The organism is Colwellia sp. SU-HH01217 (assembly GCF_057543495.1).
This window is the reverse complement of the sequence record NZ_BAAJLX010000005.1, coordinates 256,590-274,214: the sequence shown is the minus strand read 5'-3', so window position 1 is coordinate 274,214 and position 17,625 is coordinate 256,590. Positions and strand designations below refer to the sequence as shown.

Here is a 17,625-nt window from a genome sequence, read left to right as displayed (position 1 = left end):
AAAGCACATGTCAAAGGCTCTCCCATGTATAAATCCCCAATAAGTCGAAGCAAAAACAAGCTCGAAAGATCAACAAAGCCTAACCGTGAGTGAAAATTTGTACGCGGTTCCTTCCTTGATTTTTTGCAGAGTATAGTGCTTTATCCGCTTGCATCATTAAATTTCTTATTTGCTCATTCGCTTTAGTACGGCTTGTGATACCAAAACTTGCGGTACAAGTAATGCTAGTATTTTTTTCAGTTGTTATAACTTGTTTGCTAATAGCTAATCTAATGGACTCGGCTATATTATTAGTTTCTTGCAAAGTCGTATCTGGTAGGGCGATAACGAATTCCTCGCCCCCAATACGTGAGAATATATCCTGTTCACGACAATGTTTTTGAATCGTTTTCGTAATTTCAACTAAACAAAGGTCACCAATAAAGTGACCATGTACATCATTAATACCCTTAAAATTATCAAAATCTAATAAAATGAGACTAAAAGGTCTATCGTCATGATTGGCACTGCTTAGTAGTGCATTACCTTGTTCAAAAAAGTAGTGTCTGTTTGCAATACCAGTAAGCGCATCTGTTGTCGCTTGTTTAGTCAGTTTGAGTTCATTGGTTTCAATTTGATTGGCAAATAAAGTTAATACAAAAATAACCTCAAGCATGTTAAAGAAAAATACTGATTGATAAATTAAGTGGTTAATCTCATCAGTTAATTCGATAATCGGTGAGGTATTAAAAGTATTTTCACAGTAAAAAAACAACACAATGGCAATTAAACTTAACGTGACTTTTTCAACTTTTTCTTTTAATTCAAATAACAGAAAAGCGCCGGTAGGCACTAAAAAGTAATATAAATGAAAACCTGTTTTATTGGTAACATAAACATTGGTACAAACATATAAGTGCAGCATAACAATACTAAAAAACCAGAGTTTCGCTTTTTTATGTTCATTAAAATAAGTAAACGCTAGTGTTAAGCAATATGCCAAGGTGAAACAAGCATTAAGAAATGCAACTATTGGTTCATTTAAAATAAAAATATAATTGAAAGTGTAAAATCCGGAAATGAAAATGGTAAACAAGGAAATAATGTTCGTCATACGAGACTTACTGGCAATAGAGAAAGTTTGGTGACTGGTGCCAAGGTTAGTTAATTTTTCAAGTATCATATTATTATTTTATATTTTTAGTCAGTAATGAAGAACATCCAATAAGACGATTTTAAACGAAAATATCCGATAGTTGTAATAAAATAACGCTATTGCGTAAATTTTTGACTATTGTTTTGTTTTTCATATAGATATGATTATTTAAATCGTCTATATAAAGTGCTATTAATTGTTTAAGTAAAATTTAAGGACGACTAGCTTGTTATTTTTAGTTGTAAATCAACCCGTAGTAATAGCCCTTCACATTTTTTTACAAGCGTTAATTAAAACAGCCCATGTTTAATGAAGTTTTAAACATGAGCGGAAAGTTTATGCTAAGAAAACAATATTGATAAAGACAATCGTTAATAAAATAGGGCAGATATAACGTAAATAATTAGCAAAGAACATTAGTCGTTTGTTGCCGGCTTGCTGAGCATTAACACTTAATTTATTGCCTCTTTTCCAAATCCAACCAATAACGAGAAAGTAAAATAAGCACATTAATGGCTGTAAAATAGTGGTTAATAACATAATCACTAAGCCAAATAACTCATCAAAGTAAGCAACTAATGTCATGCTTGATAGTAAGACAAGTGCAGATATTAACCATGTAGCGCGATAACGTTCCATTTTCTTATCTTCAACTAAATATGCAACAGGGACTTCGGTTGATGAAATAGTCGATGTTAGCGCTGCAATTGAAAGCAAAGAGAAAAAGGCAAACGAAACAATTAAACCGACATTGCCCATGGTGTTAAATAAAGAAGGAAGTATTTGAAAGATTAGTTCACCTTCACCAATCAACTTATCATTAAGAAACACTTCTTGTCCGGCATGTTGAGCGACAAAAAGTGCAGGGATAATTAATAAGCCCGCCATAAATGCAATAAAAGTATCTAGGGCTGCAATCGACAAAACTAATTTGCCAATATCTTTATCTTTTTTCATGTACGATCCGTATACCATCATGCCGCCAACACCAATTGACAACGAGAAAAAAGCTTGGCCCATGGCAGAAATAATCAATTTAGGATCGGTTATTTGGCTAAAATCAGGTATAAGATAAAGCGCTAAACCTTCAGAGGCTCCAGCTTGTTGTAAAATATATACAATTAAGCCCAATAGCATCATCAATAAAACAGGCATTAATCTAGCCGACCATTTTTCAATGCCGGCATGAACGCCTTGATGAATAATGAATGCACCAAGTACGATAAAAATTGGGGTAAACACAATGTTTCTTAAAGTACTTGGTGTTGACAACCAATGAGCAACCTCTACAAAGCCTAATAACTCAGATAGCGCTGAAAGTGCATGGGCTAACATCCAACCAGCAACAATAGTGTAAAAGCTTAGCATCATCATTGCGCCTACTAAGCCAATAACACCGGCAGAACGTCCCACTTTAGGCATTTTCTCTTTACATGCCTGTTCAAGCGCACCAACAGGGTTTTTTTGGGCTTGGTTACCCAAATATATCTCTGCATACAGTGCAGGAAGCGCTAGAAGTAAGGTAACTAATAAATAAACAACTAAAAATGCGCCACCACCATTATTGGCTGCTTGGGTCGGGAAGCCCCAGATATTGCCTAAACCAATGGCAGAGCCAGCGGCGGCTAAGACAAAACCAATACGGGAATGAAAAGAATCTCTTTGAATCGACATAGTTCTTATAGGGTTAACATTTTTATTTGCGTTGGAGCTTACCTAGTTCGCTGCTTTTTAGAAAGTATTTTTAGCTATTATCTAACGATTGTGTCTTTAAATTTAGCTTTTTAGGCACAATCTTATCAATTAACCATTGGCACATTATCTTTTACTTATTATTATACGGCGCGATATTAGTGAAGTAATTTGTTAAGCCGTTATTCCATATTTTAAGAGATCCTCGTTATGTTGCAGTACCAAATAATTCCTGTTACACCGTTTCAACAAAACTGCACGTTATTTTGGTGTGATGAAACACTAGAGGCCGCAGTGGTCGATCCTGGTGGTGATGCTGATAAAATTATTAATGCAATTTCAGCGAATAATTTAATGTTAACTAAGGTGTTACTCACCCACGCTCATATTGATCATGCAGGCGCAACACAAGCTATTGTTGATCATTTTTCAGTTCCTATTGAAGGCCCTCATAAGGAAGATCAGTTTTGGATTGATCTTATCCCTCAACAAATAGAACGTTTTGGTTTTGCTGGCGCTGAAAAATTTACGCCTGATCGCTGGTTAGAACAAGGTGATCTAGTACAATTTGGCAATATTGAACTTGAAGTGTACTTTTGCCCTGGTCATACGCCAGGACATATTGTCTTTTTTCATCGTGCTTCAAAATTAGCACAAGTAGGTGATGTATTATTTTGTGGTTCGGTAGGACGTACTGACTTTCCACGTGGTGACCAAAAGCAATTAATCGAATCTATTCAAGAAAATTTATTCCCTCTGGGTGATGATGTTCACTTTATTCCAGGTCATGGTCCTATGGGAACATTTGGCGAAGAGCGTATCAATAATCCTTTTGTTGGTGTTGGAGCAAATTAATTATGGCGTCTTTGGTTTATAGTGCTCAACGACAGTTGAAAAAAATTGATAGCAGTAAAATTTTCCAAGGAATAGTGATCACCGTCATTATCCTTTCAGCCTTACTTATTGGCGCTAAAACACACAATTTACCTGATGATGTGGTGTACATTCTCACGTTACTCGACAGCGGTATTACTGTTTTTTTTGTGATTGAGATTACCATTCGATTTTTAGCGTATCAGGATAAAAAAGCTTTTTTTAAAAGTGGTTGGAATATTTTTGACCTAGTGATTGTTATTGGTAGTTTAATCCCAACAGGAGGAACAGGCGTTCTACTTGCTCGATTATTAAGGGTGTTTAGAGTTTTACGTTTGGTGTCTATGGTGCCAGAGCTTCGTATTTTAATTAATGCTTTGCTTAAAGCAATACCTCGTATGGGTTACATTGTACTTCTAATGTTTGTTATTTTTTATATATATGCCGCCATTGGTAGTATGTTGTTTAACCAAATAAATGAAGTTTTATGGGGAGATGTTTCTATCTCTATGTTGACTTTATTTCGCGTTGCCACGTTTGAAGATTGGACAGATGTGATGTACGAGACTATGGCGGTGTACCCCTTTAGTTGGATCTTTTATCTTAGTTTTATTTTCTTAACAGCATTTATCTTTTTAAATATGATGGTAGGTACCGTTTTAGAAGTGATGGGGCAAGAGCACGAAAGCTATCGCGCCGCATTACATGGCGAAACGGGAGATGGTGGCGAACATGCAAGCCGAGCGCAAATAGATAAATTAGAAGTTGAACTGGCTGAAATAAAACGCCTGTTATTAAAACAGAATTCTTTCGAGCAACAAGTAGTGAAAAAATAGCAAGTAACGTTCAGTTAAAGGCGCCGCGTTTATTATAAAGTTTCGTTTAATTAATAAAAATTTTGCAAACATAACGCGGCGTGATTTTATGCTAACGTTGTTTTATACAACTTGATAATTAAACACCTCGGTAAAGGGCACTTCAAATACATCAGTAATTTTGAAAGCCACCTCTAGAGAGGGTGAGTATTTCCCTTTTTCAATTGCAACAATCGTTTGTCGAGACACACCTACTAAATCAGCAAGCGCCTGTTGTGTCATCTCATTCTGGTTAAAACGCAACTTTCTAATTTCATTTGTTATGGACTTAGGTTTAGGTTTACTCATGTTAGCTGTCTCTGCGGTAATAAAATACTTGAGTAGCGTACTTAATAGCGTCGGCAATTAAGAAACTCATTACAATAATATGCATGAAATTGACTAGATCTAATTCAGTGCTAATACCCAAATGCGTACCAATTACATTATTAATTTGCACATGAACAATTGAAACGACGACACCTATCGATAAAAAATAATAGCCTGCACGACAACCATATAAGTTTATTAATTTATCTCGCTCATCATCTACATTATCCGCCTCTTTGTAATTAATGATGGCTAAAACGATGTGAGAAATAACTGAAATTATTGTTAACCAAATAACGGTAGTGATTAGTAAGCCAAAATAACTTGCCTCGTTTAGCTTCATACTGCTTTGTAATAACAGCATCTTTGAATAATAAAAATATATTAAATAGAGGGTTAGCGAAAGCGAAACCCATAAACCTTGTTCTTTGTATGACATAAATCCTCACTTACATTATTTGATGTTAAAAATATTTGACTTGATGTTAAGATACCTTGACTCTTGTGTGGTGTCAAATATTTTTAACTTTATGTATGGTATTTTATGCTTTGTTAAAATAAACCAATATAGTTAGCTATTTAACCTGAACTCAGTTTAAGGGATGGTTAACAGTTTGAAAAATAGGCAAATAATTATTTTACTCCACTCTAGCTTGATAGTTTTTCTTAATTTAACGAAGAAGTAAGGAAAAATAGCTGCTAGAGAAATATTTGTTAAGCCGAGCTCAGTTTATTTAATTAGCGGCTATTAACCTGCTGATAATATCCAATATCATCATATGTTTGCTGTAACAAATTAGCGAAATTAGTTACGATTTTATGAAGAGAACAGGGAAGTTGTTCAAGTTCTATTGCATCAATTAAATTTTTCACTTCTAGGCCTAGTTCAGTATCACCTTCAATACTCAATCGACGTTGAAAAAATAAGGTGTCTGGATCTTGTTTTCTCCCTGCTATAAGCAATAAATCATCACCTTTGGCGCTAAAACTGACATCCTCTTTGTGTGATTTTTGTTTAGTAGACACTATTAATTGCTTGTTTTTAACACTTAACCACCAATTTAGCTCTAGATCTGTAACCGATATCTTTAACCATTTATTTTCTAAACAGTTAAAGTCACCCTCTGAAATAGCTTCGTTGAAAATAGTATTGAGTATCTTTAATAGTAATTTCTCTTTAACGTTGATGGGAATAATTGGCAGTAATGGCTTCAACATTTTTGGGACAATAGAAATTGTTTTTTCACGTATTGGTAATGGTATTTTAGTTAATAAATAAAGCTTAGACACAATGTTAATCCGAGAAATAAAATGATTCTAATAGTAGCAAACGTGTTTATTTTAACTGTGAACTAGATCAACAAAATTGGACAATTAGTGATTTTTATCTGTGATACAAAATAAGTTATTTTAAATCAATAAATGGCCGTTAAAGTCACGTTAGGATGCAGCCTTCTTATGTTAATCAATACCTTATCAAATAGGTCATTACCCGTATTTTGGTAAGGTGGTTTTTGGAGAAAATGAGTGGAGCTATTATGTCCTGCGGGGAATCTTCCTGCGCTTAAATCGGCAATAAATAATGGTGCTGATGCAGTTTATATTGGTATGAAAGATGATACTAATGCTCGTCACTTTGCTGGGTTAAACTTTAATGGTGATAAATTAGTTAAAGCGGCCGACTATGTTCATTTGCATGGTAAAAAACTACATGTTGCAATCAATACTTTTGCCCATCCTAATAATGAATTGCGTTGGAGGAAAGCGATAGATAATGCAGTTGAAATAGGCTGTGATGCATTAATTATTGCCGATTTAGGGGTGTTGGATTATGCGGCTCATAAGTATCCGGAAATTGAGCGGCATGTATCGGTTCAAGCTTCTAGTACAAACTTAGAAACGATAAAGTTTTTTAAAAATAATTTTGATGTACAAAGAATCGTATTACCTAGGGTGTTATCTGTTCAGCAAGTTAGGCAGTTAGCAAAATCTAGTCCTGTTAAGTTAGAAGTGTTTGCGTTCGGTAGTTTATGCATTATGGCCGAGGGGCGATGTTATTTATCTTCCTATATGACAGGAGAGTCACCGAACACCGCTGGTGCGTGTTCGCCAGCAAAGCATGTGCGTTGGCAAGAAACAGAGCAAGGTTTAGAAAGCCGTTTAAATAATGTATTAATTGATCGCTATCAAACTGGTGAGCAGGCAGGTTATCCGACTTTATGCAAAGGGAGGTTTGAAGTCGACAGCAAGGTTTATCACGCCTTAGAAGAACCCACGAGTTTAAATACCTTAGCATTAATTCCAGAGCTTGCCTCAATGGGTATAGTATCAGTGAAAATTGAAGGCCGTCAGCGAAGTCCTGCTTATGTCGAGCAAGTTACCAAAACTTGGCGACAAGCTTTAGATCATTTTAAGCATTTCCCTAATAAATTTGAACTGGCAGAACGATGGATGCAAGCACTGGCTAATTTATCTGAAGGATCGCAAACCACACTTGGTGCCTATCACCGTAAATGGCAATAAGCTCTATTTAATCATCAAGGTAATAATATGAAATTTTCTCTCGGACCTAGTTTATTTTTTTGGCCTAAACAACAAGTGGAAAACTTTTACCATAAGGCTCTCAGTAGCCAAGCAGATATTATTTATTTAGGAGAAACCGTTTGCTCAAAACGAAGAGAATTGAGAGCAAAAGATTGGCTTAAACTTGCCAATAATATGGCGAAAACACTGATAAATGATACTCAGTTTCAAGATAAACAAATTGTTATTTCCACCATGGCATTGCTCGAATCTCCTTCTGAGTTACAAGTAATGAAACGATTATGCGATAACGGTGAATTATTAGTTGAAGCTAATGATCTTAGCGCTGTGCAACTGATGCATGAGTTAAAGATGCCCTTTGTCGCTGGCCCTGCAATTAATTGTTATAATTTATCTACGCTTAAAGTTTTGTTAAAACAAGGGATGATTCGTTGGACAATGCCGGTTGAATTATCAGGTGACTGGCTTAAACAGATCCTAGAGCAAGCCGAAGATGAAAATATAAGAGAACAATTCGAGTGTGAAGTTTTTTCTTGGGGATATTTACCGCTAGCTTATTCTGCTCGTTGTTTTACCGCGCGCTCTGAAAACCGCGCAAAAGATGATTGCCAATATTGTTGTATTAAGTACCCTCAAGGTAGAGAGATGAGAAGTCGTGAGCATGAAAAAGTATTTATACTCAATGGTATACAAACAATGTCAGGCTATCAATACAACCTAATAAATGAAATACCTGAGCTCAATAATTTAGGTGTAGATATTGCCAGAGTGAGCGCTGACAGTGAAAAAGCGTTCAGGCAATTAACACTATTTAGAAAACAGTTAGAACACCCTGTTAAGCAAAAACTTAATTCGGTTAAGGAGTGTAATGGTTATTGGCATCAAATAGCAGGTATGTCAGTCGCTTAATTAAAAAATACGGTTAGTACAAACGACGATATATTTTATTGTACAATTGTGTCAATATAATTTACATAAAGTATTTTAGCTTAAAATTTATCTAATAAATACAGTGTGTTGCAAGTTGGCTTGTTTATTGCTCTTAGTTGAGTGAATTTATTTTTTTAATCTACTAAGAGATAGCAGTAATGAATTTACAAAACATCAAACTTTTTTGCTTAGCATTAGCTTTTACTTGTGCAAATGCTAGCGCAACACTAATTACCCTTGAAACACGCGTTATCGATAACGGTGTTGACTCATCTGATTTTACTAGCTCATGGCTTTCACAAGGCTCAGCAATTACTAGTAATGTTGTTGATAACCTTGATAGTTTTCGTTTAGGTAACAACACCTTTGGTCATTTACAAATTGATTTATCTTTAGAAAGATATACTACAAATTGGGTATTTGATTTTGGTTTAGACGCGGGTTACGGCGCTGCTATTTACGTTGACGGTTTATTAGTTGATAGCCGTACTGATAATTTATGGTGGAGCAACAACTGGAGTAACTCAGATGTTTTCACTGTTTCGTTATCAGATCTTGCTCGTGACAGCCAAGTAATTGATGTTTATTGGGCAGAAGACTGTTGTAACGGTAACAGCTCAATTCGTTTTACTAACGACAATAAACAAACTAACACTTTATCTGTTGCTAACTTAGATGCTGCAAGCATTCCAGAGCCAACAACAATTGCATTATTTGGTTTAGCTGTAATGGGCATTGCTGCTCGTCGTCGCATGGTGTAAATAGCTCAGCTAAAGCACCAAATATTGAGTGCTTATTTCATTTTCCAGTGTTAAAAATCCCTAGCAATATAATTGTTAGGGATTTTTTTATGCCTAGACACTTTTCTTTTTCATAACCGTTATAAATTTCATTGACAGTTTTTCCTATCAGCAAGGATAATAGCGTAAAGCTTCTCTTTACTCGTTATTATTAATTATTATGCGCCTTGATAAATTTATTTGTAAAAGCACCGAACTAAGCCGAAATGAGGCGAAATCATTATTAAAAAGTGGGGAAGTAAGAGTTAACAACGAAGTTGTTAAAAATCCAGCCACCCAAGTTCACGAAAATAATCATATAAGTGTTGATGGTCAAACGCTAACTGCTCGTACTTCTCGTTACATTATGATGAATAAGCCACTCGATACTATTTGCTCAAATGTTGATGAAGTACACCCCTCGCTTTTACACTTTGTTGATGTTGATAAGGCGTTTGATCTCCATATAGCAGGGCGATTAGATGTCGACACGACAGGTTTGGTATTAATTACCGATGATGGACGATGGTCTCATAATATAATTTCACCTAAAAAACAGTGTAAAAAAACTTATCGTGTATGGCTAAGAGACCCACTCGATGAATCGATCATCGAACAATTTAAAAACGGAGTACAATTACAAGGGGAGGCTTCACTAACACGTCCAGCAGAGCTAGTTATAATTGAAGACGGTCAGAATAAAGAAGTACTACTTACTATTACTGAAGGTAAGTACCATCAAGTTAAACGAATGTTTGCTGCGGTTTATAATAAAGTGGTAGGGTTGCACAGAGAGCAAATTGGAGACATTGTTTTACCTGATGATCTTGAGCCTGGACAATGGCGATATTTAACAGCAGACGAAGTGAATTCTGTTAAATAACTGCACTGCTAACTTCCCCCTAAATGGAATTGTTTATGTCAAATACAGCGAATAATCATGCGTTATCCTTGTTAAGAAATACTTTTGGTTATTCAGAATTTCGGGGACAACAAGCTGATATTGTAAGTCAAGCCATCGACGGTAAAGATGTTTTAGTGCTAATGCCAACAGGCGGCGGTAAATCTTTGTGCTATCAAATACCTGCGTTAGTGCGAAAAGGCGTGGGTGTTGTTATTTCACCGCTTATTGCTTTAATGCAAGATCAAGTGGATGCATTGGCCCAAGTTGGTGTAAATGCTTGCTTTTTAAATTCAACTTTATCAGCTTTGCAAGTTAGTGATATTGAAAGCCAGTTAATAAGTGGCAATATCGATATCCTTTATATAGCACCAGAAAGGCTGATTCAGTCACGTACCTTAGCATTATTATCACAACTCACTATCTCATTGTTTGCCATTGATGAAGCTCACTGTGTGTCTCAGTGGGGCCATGATTTTAGAAGCGATTACTTGCAGCTGAGTATGCTTGCACAAAAGTTTCCTCAAGTGCCTAGAATGGCGTTAACAGCAACAGCCGATGCGCGAACTAAACAAGAAATTATTACCCGTTTACAACTAGAAAATGCTCAAAAGTATGTCTCAGGGTTCGATCGTCCTAATATTCAATACCGCATTACCCACAAAGACAATGTTAAAAAGCAATTGGTAAATTTTATTAAACAAAGCCATGCCAAAGACAGCGGCATTGTTTATTGTTTATCAAGAAAACGTGTTGAGAGCTTTGCGTTGTATTTATCGCAACAAGGTTTTACCGCATTACCTTATCATGCGGGATTATCGAGCGAGTTAAGAGCTTTGCATCAACAACGATTTTTACGCGAAGACAATGTTATTATTGTAGCGACTATTGCTTTTGGTATGGGCATTGATAAACCCGATGTTCGATTTGTTGCTCATATTGATTTACCTAAATCCATTGAAGCCTATTATCAAGAAACAGGACGAGCAGGGCGAGATGGCTTACCATCAACTGCTTGGATGATTTATGGCTTGCAAGATGTGGTATTTCTTAAACAAATGATGCAAGAATCTCAAGGCAATGAGCAATTTAAACAAGCAGAGCGTAGTAAACTAGATGCCATGTTAGGTTTATGTGAAGTCACCAGTTGTCGCCGAAAAGTACTATTAAATTATTTTAATGAACAAGCCAATGATCACTGTGGTAATTGCGATAATTGTCTCACGCCAGTTGAGACTTGGGATGCGAGCACGGCAGCACAAAAGGCGTTGTCGACAGTTTATCGCAGTGAACAACGCTTTGGTGTGGTGCACTTAATTGATATTTTACTTGGTGCAAGCAATCTAAAAATTAAACAGTTTTCCCATCAAAAGCTGTCAACCTATGGTATTGGTAAAGAGTTGGATGCTAATGCTTGGCGTAGTGTGTTTAGACAGTTAGTGGTACGCGGATTTTTATCTGTTGATGCCGACAACTATGGTGCGGTTAAGTTAACAGAAAGTTGTCGGCCGCTACTTAATGGGCAACAAGCATTACAACTTCGTCGTGATGTTGCCGAGTCAATTGCTAGTGGTTCATCAGGTAATCAACGCGCTAAAAAACAAAAAATTGCTATTGAAGAAGTTGATATGCCGCTATGGTTAAAATTAAAAGCGTGTCGTAAACGTTTAGCCGATGAGCATAACGTGCCAGCATTTGTAGTGTTTAGTGATGCTACATTACAAGAGATGTTAATTAATCAGCCGAGTAATCAAGCGCAAATGCTTGCGATTTCGGGAATTGGCATCACCAAATTTGAACGTTTTGGTGATGCGTTTTTAGCGATATTAACTGAATTTCATTAGGAATTAACCTGATGAATTCAGGCTAATTACTAACAAACTACTTTTTTGGGTTTAACGCATTAAAGGTGGCCATTTGCTCTTCAGTTGCGGGTAACTGATGTTTTTCTTTCCATTCGCTATATGGCATGCCGTACACTTGCTCTCTGGCGCTATCAATGTCTAATGTTACACCTAAAGCCTCAGCTTCTTTTACCGTCCATTTAGAAAAACAGTTGCGGCAAAAACCAGCTAAGTTCATTAATTCAATGTTTTGCACGTCTTTTCGGCTGTCTAAATGTGCTAGTAAACGGCGAAATACCGCAGCTTGTATTTTATCTTGTTCGGCTTGGCTGATATTACTCATATTGGTCTCAATGTTCGTTCTGGTGATTTGAAAAGTTAAATAAAGAATTTAATAAATGTGCTGCTAATTTTGATTCGCGCTTTCAGAATCATTTTCTGGTTTAGGGCGAGCGTGTTTGCGAATTTGCACAATCATCCCCATGTATGGGTGATCAAAATAATGTATTTCGCCACTAATAACGCGTCTGTTTTGTTTAAAACGAATACTTTTCATTATTGGCAACTTATGTGTTGTATCAAGTGTTTCATTCGCAGCGCTTGTCTCTAACATATTAAAATCAGCGGTAATGTATAAATAATGATTAAGGTGTACTCTAAATAACCCGTCTAATGTCCATGGTTGTGCCGGTTTTACAGGATCTACAAGTACTGGTAATAACGGTTCATCGTTTGTATGAATCGCTAAGCTTTTAGCATCAAGTTGGTCAATAATATGGAGTTCATCACTAGTAGAAATATCGTCAACCGAAGCTAAAATATCGTTAATTCTAGTTTGAATTAACTGCTCTTGTGCTGAAAGAGCCGTGACTTGTGTTTTGCTTGAATCAATTAACTGTTCGTCGTTCAACTCATTGACTAGCTCAGAGTCAGCAAGTGTGTGGGTTAACCTTTTCGCTTGATTTTCTTGTTCAAGAGCTGCTTGATAATCAAGTTGAGCTTTTTCATAGTTAAAAGCTAAATTCTCACCGCCAATTATTCTAAATCCAGCGGCTTTGTTTCGTGGTTTTGGCGCTAAACGCCAGCCTAAATGTAATAATGGTTTAAAGTTTCTACTGCGTTTTAATTGACGGTACATATCGGTGAGCTGTAAAGAGTCTTTACTGATTAAATAAGGTTTATCACTATAAACATTCTCGTTAGCATCAATAGTGCCTGTTAAATTATAAGCAAATTTATCATCAAGTACCGTCGGTAACGCGCAAATTTGTTTGAAAGGGATATTATTGCTGTATTGAAAAGTTAAACCGTTAAACGCTTCATCTGCTTGAGCAACTAAGGCAAGTTGAGCCGCAGTTATTGGCGCTTCTTCAGTAATAGTATCAACAGTAAAAGCGTTATTTAGAGAAGGCGACGTTTGTGTTTCAGTACTTTGAGCTGTTGGTGTTTCAAGGTTTTGCTCATGCAACTCAGTTTCTTCAACGCCTATAAGCGGTTGCGCTTGGCTAATTTGTTTTAATGACTTCTCTTTATGAAAAGTTGGCAACACGCTAGCAAGTTCAACGAATGTTTTAGGGGTTGAATAATCGCCACACTGTGGCAGTTGTAATTTTAGCGCGGAAGTATCTGGGTAAACATAGGGTGTCAGTAAGTCGACAGTACGACGATATTTAGGCAAAGATGCCGGTTGCACAGCTAAGTCGGGAAAGCTTTCGGTAAGTAATGATTTGTCGCCCAATTGGCTAAAAAGAATCACTTCTACTTCAAACCAACGTTCAGCTGCTTGCGCAGTGGAAAGCGCTTGAATAGAAAACAATACAGGTGCAATAAATAGCGCACAAATCTTTGAGGGGGAAAAAGAAAAAGTAGTTGTTTTTGTTTGCTTATATTTCATTAAATATAATTACCTGTCATCTTATTTATGCGCGATGTAATTCTAAACGCGCTCTATTCATTTCTCAATGCGCACATTTCATGTGGTTAGCTTGATATCAATATTCCTATACGAATATCTCAAGAATAAGCGCTTAATGCCATCAATTTTATGCTAACAGTTAACGCTTAGCTAACTCTTTTAGCATATTTGTTATTAAAGTAAATCGCGCTTGGTTATTATTTGTTTCAATCTTAAATTTAAGTTTATTTGCGCCAACCATTTGATAAATTTTAGGTTGTTGTTGAATTAAACCAATAATAAACATTGGATCAACTTTAGTGCTGTTACTAAATTCTATCATGCCACCGTCAGGTCCTGCATCAATACGGGCAATGCCAATACCTTGAGAGAGCAGACGAAGTTTCGTAATATGAATAAGGTTTTTAGTCGCTTCAGGTAATAAGCCAAAGCGATCAATAAGTTCAACTTGGATCTCGTCTAACTGATTTTTATTTTTACAGCTAGCAATGCGTTTATAAAGGCTTAAACGGGTGTTAACATCAAAAATATAATCGTCAGGAATAAGCGATGGCATACGCAAATCGATTTCAGTTTGCGTCGACATCATGTGCTCAAGGGAAGGTTGTTTACCTTCTTTTAGTGCGATAACAGCTTGATCTAGCATTTCCATGTACAGCGTAAACCCTATTTGACTCATAGAGCCGCTTTGCTCTTCGCCTAATAATTCACCCGCACCACGAATTTCTAAATCGTGACTAGCTAGGGTAAACCCTGCGCCTAAATCTTCTAACGAGGCGATAGCGTCTAAACGCTTTTTCGCATCTTTACTCATAGCTTTTTCGTGAGGCGTTAATAAATACGCATAGGCTTGATGATGCGAGCGACCAACACGACCACGAAGTTGATGCAGTTGCGCTAATCCAAGGCGATCAGCTCGGTCCATAATAATGGTGTTGGCACTGGGTAAATCGATACCTGTTTCAATAATGGTGGTACAAACAAGTACGTTAAAGCGTTGATGGTAAAAATCATTCATTATACGCTCAAGTTCGCGTTCTCGCATTTGCCCATGAGCCGTTACAATACGAGCCTCAGGTAGCAGCAGTTGCAGTTCTTCGGCTATTTTATCGATAGTGTCAACATTGTTGTGTAGGAAGTAAACCTGACCGCCACGCAGTATTTCACGCAAAATAGACTCTTTAATTAATGCATCGTCACGTTGCCGAACAAAAGTTTTAACCGCTAAACGCTTGGCCGGCGCAGTGGCAATAATCGATAAATCACGCATACCGCCCATCGCCATATTCAAGGTTCTAGGAATAGGAGTGGCAGTTAGCGTTAAAATATCCACATTGCTGCGCAGTTGTTTAATTTTTTCTTTTTGTTTAACGCCAAATCGATGTTCTTCATCAACAATTAATAAGCCTAAATCTTTATATTTAATAGAGTTTTGTAATAGCTTATGAGTGCCAATTAAAATATCAACATGGCCAGACTCTACTTTTTCAATGACTTGGTTTTGCTCTTTAGTTGTTTTAAAGCGCGATAATACTTCAATGGTTACTGGCCAATGAGCAAATCTGTCTCTAAAGTTTTCGTAATGTTGCTGCGCTAATAAAGTCGTGGGCACTAAAATAGCGACTTGCTTACCAGCGTTTACCGCGACAAAAGCTGCGCGCATTGCCACCTCGGTTTTACCAAAGCCAACATCGCCACATACTAACCGATCCATAGAAGTAGGTGCTTTCATGTCGTTAATTACGGCTTTTATTGCTTTTTCTTGATCGTAGGTTTCTTCAAAACCGAAACTATCGCTAAAATGTTGATAATCTTTGGCGTCTACTTTAAACGAGTAACCAGTATTGTTAGCGCGCTGAGCATAAATATCTAGCAATTCTGCGGCAACATCTCTAACTTTTTCTGCCGCTTTTTGTTTGGCTTTACTCCAGGTGTCGTTACCAAGCTTATGTAAAGGCGCATGATCGGCATCGCTGCCTGAATATCGGCTAATTAAATGTAACGCTGAAACAGGCACGTAAAGTTTTGATTCATTGGCGTAATTTAAAACTAAAAATTCGGTAATAATGCCTGAGTTTTCGATAGTTTGAAGACCCATGTATCGACCAATACCATGATCAATATGCACCACGGGTTGGCCAATTGAAAGCTCCGCAAGATTTTTAAATATTGCGTCAGATTGAATGTCTTGTTGTTTATTACGGCGGCGTGTTTGTCTTATGCGATCGCCTAGAAGCTCAGATTCGGTAATGAGCGCGACACTGTTTTTCTTGGCGCTGCCACTACTTTGAAAAATAAAACCTGTAGTTAAGGCGTTTACAGTTATACCTAGCGGTGCATCACTGTTAATAAATTCATCAATATTATCAAAGTGTTGTGGCTTAATATTATCGCGAACTAATAACTCTAAAACACTTTCACGACGGCCTTGGCTTTCTGCAACAAATAATACTTTGTTTGGCGTTTGTTTATCTTTAATAAACACATTAAGTAATTCAAATGGCTGCTTGAGCTTATGATCAACCGTTAAGTTAGGTAGGCTATCAACATTAAACTGTATTTGACTCGACTTACTCGCTTTGGGTTGTACTTGCTCTGATAGCACAGTAGTTTGATCAGTGTTTTCTGTGTTTGAAACGCTAGGCGTTGTTGGCACTAGCGTAATACGATCAAACGGCTTAAGTGCACTGTATAGCTCTTGTGAATCTAAAAATAAATGCTTAGGCGGCAGTAATGGTCGAGTAGGATCGTAACGTCGGTCTTCATAACGGTAGTCAATATCGGTCCAGTGATGAGTAAGTGCCTTATCAATATCACCCGATACTATAATTAAGGTTTGTTCAGACAAGTAATCGCATAAGGTATTGGTTTGTTCAAAAAACAACGGCAAGTAATACTCAATACCTGCCGGTAAAATATTGTTGCTAACTTGATGATAAACCGATTCTTTATCAATAACGCTGTTAAATAAGTCACGGTATTGTTGACGAAATAAGTTAATGCCCTCTTTATCAGTAGGAAATTCATGCGCTGGCAGTAAGTCAATACTTGAAATTATCGTGCTCGAACGTTGATTTTCTGGATCAAATACGCGAATTTCATCAATTTCATCATCAAAAAAATCGAGTCGAAAAGGGTGGTTACTACCCATAGGAAATAAATCAAGAATCGCACCCCGAGCAGAAAATTCGCCATGCTCCATGACTTGATCAACACAGCGATAACCACTAGCTTCTAGCGCTTGTCGTAATTGATGTAAATCTTTCTTGTCGCCTTTTTTAATAATAAGCGAATTGGCTTCAAGGTATTCTTTAGGCGCTAATCGTTGTAACAATGTGGTAACAGGAACAATAATAATCCCTTTATCCATTCTTGACAGCTGATAAAGCGTAGCAAGACGTTGCGAAATAATATCTTGGTGCGGTGAAAAGTTATCATAAGGAAGAGTTTCCCAATCAGGAAAAAGGAAAACTGAAATGTCGTCATTTTTATTAAGACTATGTAACTCTTGCTCTAAACGAATAGCAGAGGGAGTATCATGGGTAATTAACAGGACAGGACCATCGGCTTTTTTCGCACCATGGTAAATGGCCAGTGTCGCACTGCTGCCACTAAAATTAGTCCATGTTTTTTTATCTGCATTTTTACCACGCCTTTTTGCCAAAACAGGATCAAAAAGGTTAATTAACTTACTCATTTATACTCTTTTTTGCTGTGCTATTTTTTTATTGCCTGTATTCTAATTAAGACCTAATCAAAGTGCTAGCTCTGCATGTTATTTATCATGTTTATTTAAGTTGAAGTAAAAATAAACACTTGTTGTTTGAG

General features: G+C 36.8%; 15 protein-coding genes. 7 read left to right on the top strand and 8 right to left on the bottom strand.

What is annotated here, in order from left to right; all coding sequences use genetic code 11:
• Positions 1–79 precede the first annotated feature (79 nt).
• Positions 80–1,162 carry a GGDEF domain-containing protein gene (locus tag AC27G3_RS09110; RefSeq protein WP_487120844.1) on the bottom strand — a complete coding sequence of 361 codons (1,083 nt, stop codon included), beginning with the start codon at positions 1,160–1,162 and terminating at the stop codon, positions 80–82.
• A 309-nt stretch (positions 1,163–1,471) separates the two neighbouring features.
• The gene (locus tag AC27G3_RS09105) at positions 1,472–2,809 is read right to left on the bottom strand and encodes a sodium-dependent transporter (protein WP_487120842.1); all 1,338 of its coding nucleotides are present in this window, start codon (positions 2,807–2,809) and stop codon (positions 1,472–1,474) included.
• A gap of 231 nt (positions 2,810–3,040) precedes the next feature.
• On the opposite strand from AC27G3_RS09105, the gene AC27G3_RS09100 reads away from it, so the two are divergent.
• Both AC27G3_RS09100 and AC27G3_RS09095 read left to right on the top strand, forming a co-directional pair.
• Entirely contained in the window at positions 3,041–3,682 is a 642-nt protein-coding gene (locus AC27G3_RS09100) for an MBL fold metallo-hydrolase (RefSeq protein ID WP_487120886.1), read from the top strand.
• 2 nt (positions 3,683–3,684) lie between these two features.
• A complete protein-coding gene (locus AC27G3_RS09095; protein ID WP_487120841.1) occupies positions 3,685–4,536 on the top strand; it encodes an ion transporter in 852 nt (283 codons plus the stop codon).
• A gap of 102 nt (positions 4,537–4,638) precedes the next feature.
• Here AC27G3_RS09095 and AC27G3_RS09090 read toward each other — a convergent pair whose 3' ends face one another.
• The 3 genes from AC27G3_RS09090 to ubiT form a co-directional block, all read right to left on the bottom strand.
• Positions 4,639–4,863, bottom strand: a complete 225-nt coding sequence (locus tag AC27G3_RS09090) for a helix-turn-helix transcriptional regulator (protein ID WP_487120839.1) — start codon at positions 4,861–4,863, stop codon at positions 4,639–4,641.
• 1 nt (position 4,864) lies between these two features.
• Entirely contained in the window at positions 4,865–5,323 is a 459-nt protein-coding gene (locus AC27G3_RS09085; protein WP_487120837.1) for a hypothetical protein, read from the bottom strand.
• A 299-nt stretch (positions 5,324–5,622) separates the two neighbouring features.
• Positions 5,623–6,174, bottom strand: a complete 552-nt coding sequence (ubiT, locus tag AC27G3_RS09080) for a ubiquinone anaerobic biosynthesis accessory factor UbiT (protein ID WP_487120835.1) — start codon at positions 6,172–6,174, stop codon at positions 5,623–5,625.
• 237 nt (positions 6,175–6,411) lie between these two features.
• On the opposite strand from ubiT, the gene ubiU reads away from it, so the two are divergent.
• The 5 genes from ubiU (at position 6,412) to recQ (ending at position 11,882) form a co-directional block, all read left to right on the top strand.
• Positions 6,412–7,407: a ubiquinone anaerobic biosynthesis protein UbiU gene (ubiU, locus tag AC27G3_RS09075; protein ID WP_487120833.1), complete on the top strand. Its 996-nt coding sequence runs from the start codon at positions 6,412–6,414 to the stop codon at positions 7,405–7,407.
• 27 nt (positions 7,408–7,434) lie between these two features.
• Complete coding sequence (locus AC27G3_RS09070; RefSeq protein WP_487120831.1) at positions 7,435–8,337, top strand: U32 family peptidase; 903 nt, start codon at positions 7,435–7,437, stop codon at positions 8,335–8,337.
• Positions 8,338–8,516: 179 nt separating this feature from the next.
• Positions 8,517–9,119 carry a CCXG family PEP-CTERM protein gene (locus AC27G3_RS09065; protein ID WP_487120829.1) on the top strand — a complete coding sequence of 201 codons (603 nt, stop codon included), beginning with the start codon at positions 8,517–8,519 and terminating at the stop codon, positions 9,117–9,119.
• A 199-nt stretch (positions 9,120–9,318) separates the two neighbouring features.
• Complete coding sequence (rsuA, locus tag AC27G3_RS09060) at positions 9,319–10,020, top strand: 16S rRNA pseudouridine(516) synthase RsuA (RefSeq protein ID WP_487120827.1); 702 nt, start codon at positions 9,319–9,321, stop codon at positions 10,018–10,020.
• Positions 10,021–10,055: 35 nt separating this feature from the next.
• The gene (gene recQ / locus AC27G3_RS09055) at positions 10,056–11,882 is read left to right on the top strand and encodes a DNA helicase RecQ (protein ID WP_487120825.1); all 1,827 of its coding nucleotides are present in this window, start codon (positions 10,056–10,058) and stop codon (positions 11,880–11,882) included.
• Between the two features lie 37 nt (positions 11,883–11,919).
• On the opposite strand, the gene AC27G3_RS09050 is transcribed toward recQ, so the two are convergent.
• From AC27G3_RS09050 to mfd, 3 genes are all read right to left on the bottom strand, one after another.
• Positions 11,920–12,225 (bottom strand): DUF1244 domain-containing protein, encoded by a 306-nt coding sequence (locus AC27G3_RS09050; protein WP_487120824.1) that lies wholly within the window; start codon positions 12,223–12,225, stop codon positions 11,920–11,922.
• 63 nt (positions 12,226–12,288) lie between these two features.
• Positions 12,289–13,776, bottom strand: a complete 1,488-nt coding sequence (locus AC27G3_RS09045; protein ID WP_487120822.1) for a CsiV family protein — start codon at positions 13,774–13,776, stop codon at positions 12,289–12,291.
• Between the two features lie 160 nt (positions 13,777–13,936).
• Positions 13,937–17,494, bottom strand: a complete 3,558-nt coding sequence (gene mfd, locus AC27G3_RS09040) for a transcription-repair coupling factor (protein WP_487120820.1) — start codon at positions 17,492–17,494, stop codon at positions 13,937–13,939.
• Between the last annotated feature and the right edge of the window lie 131 nt (positions 17,495–17,625).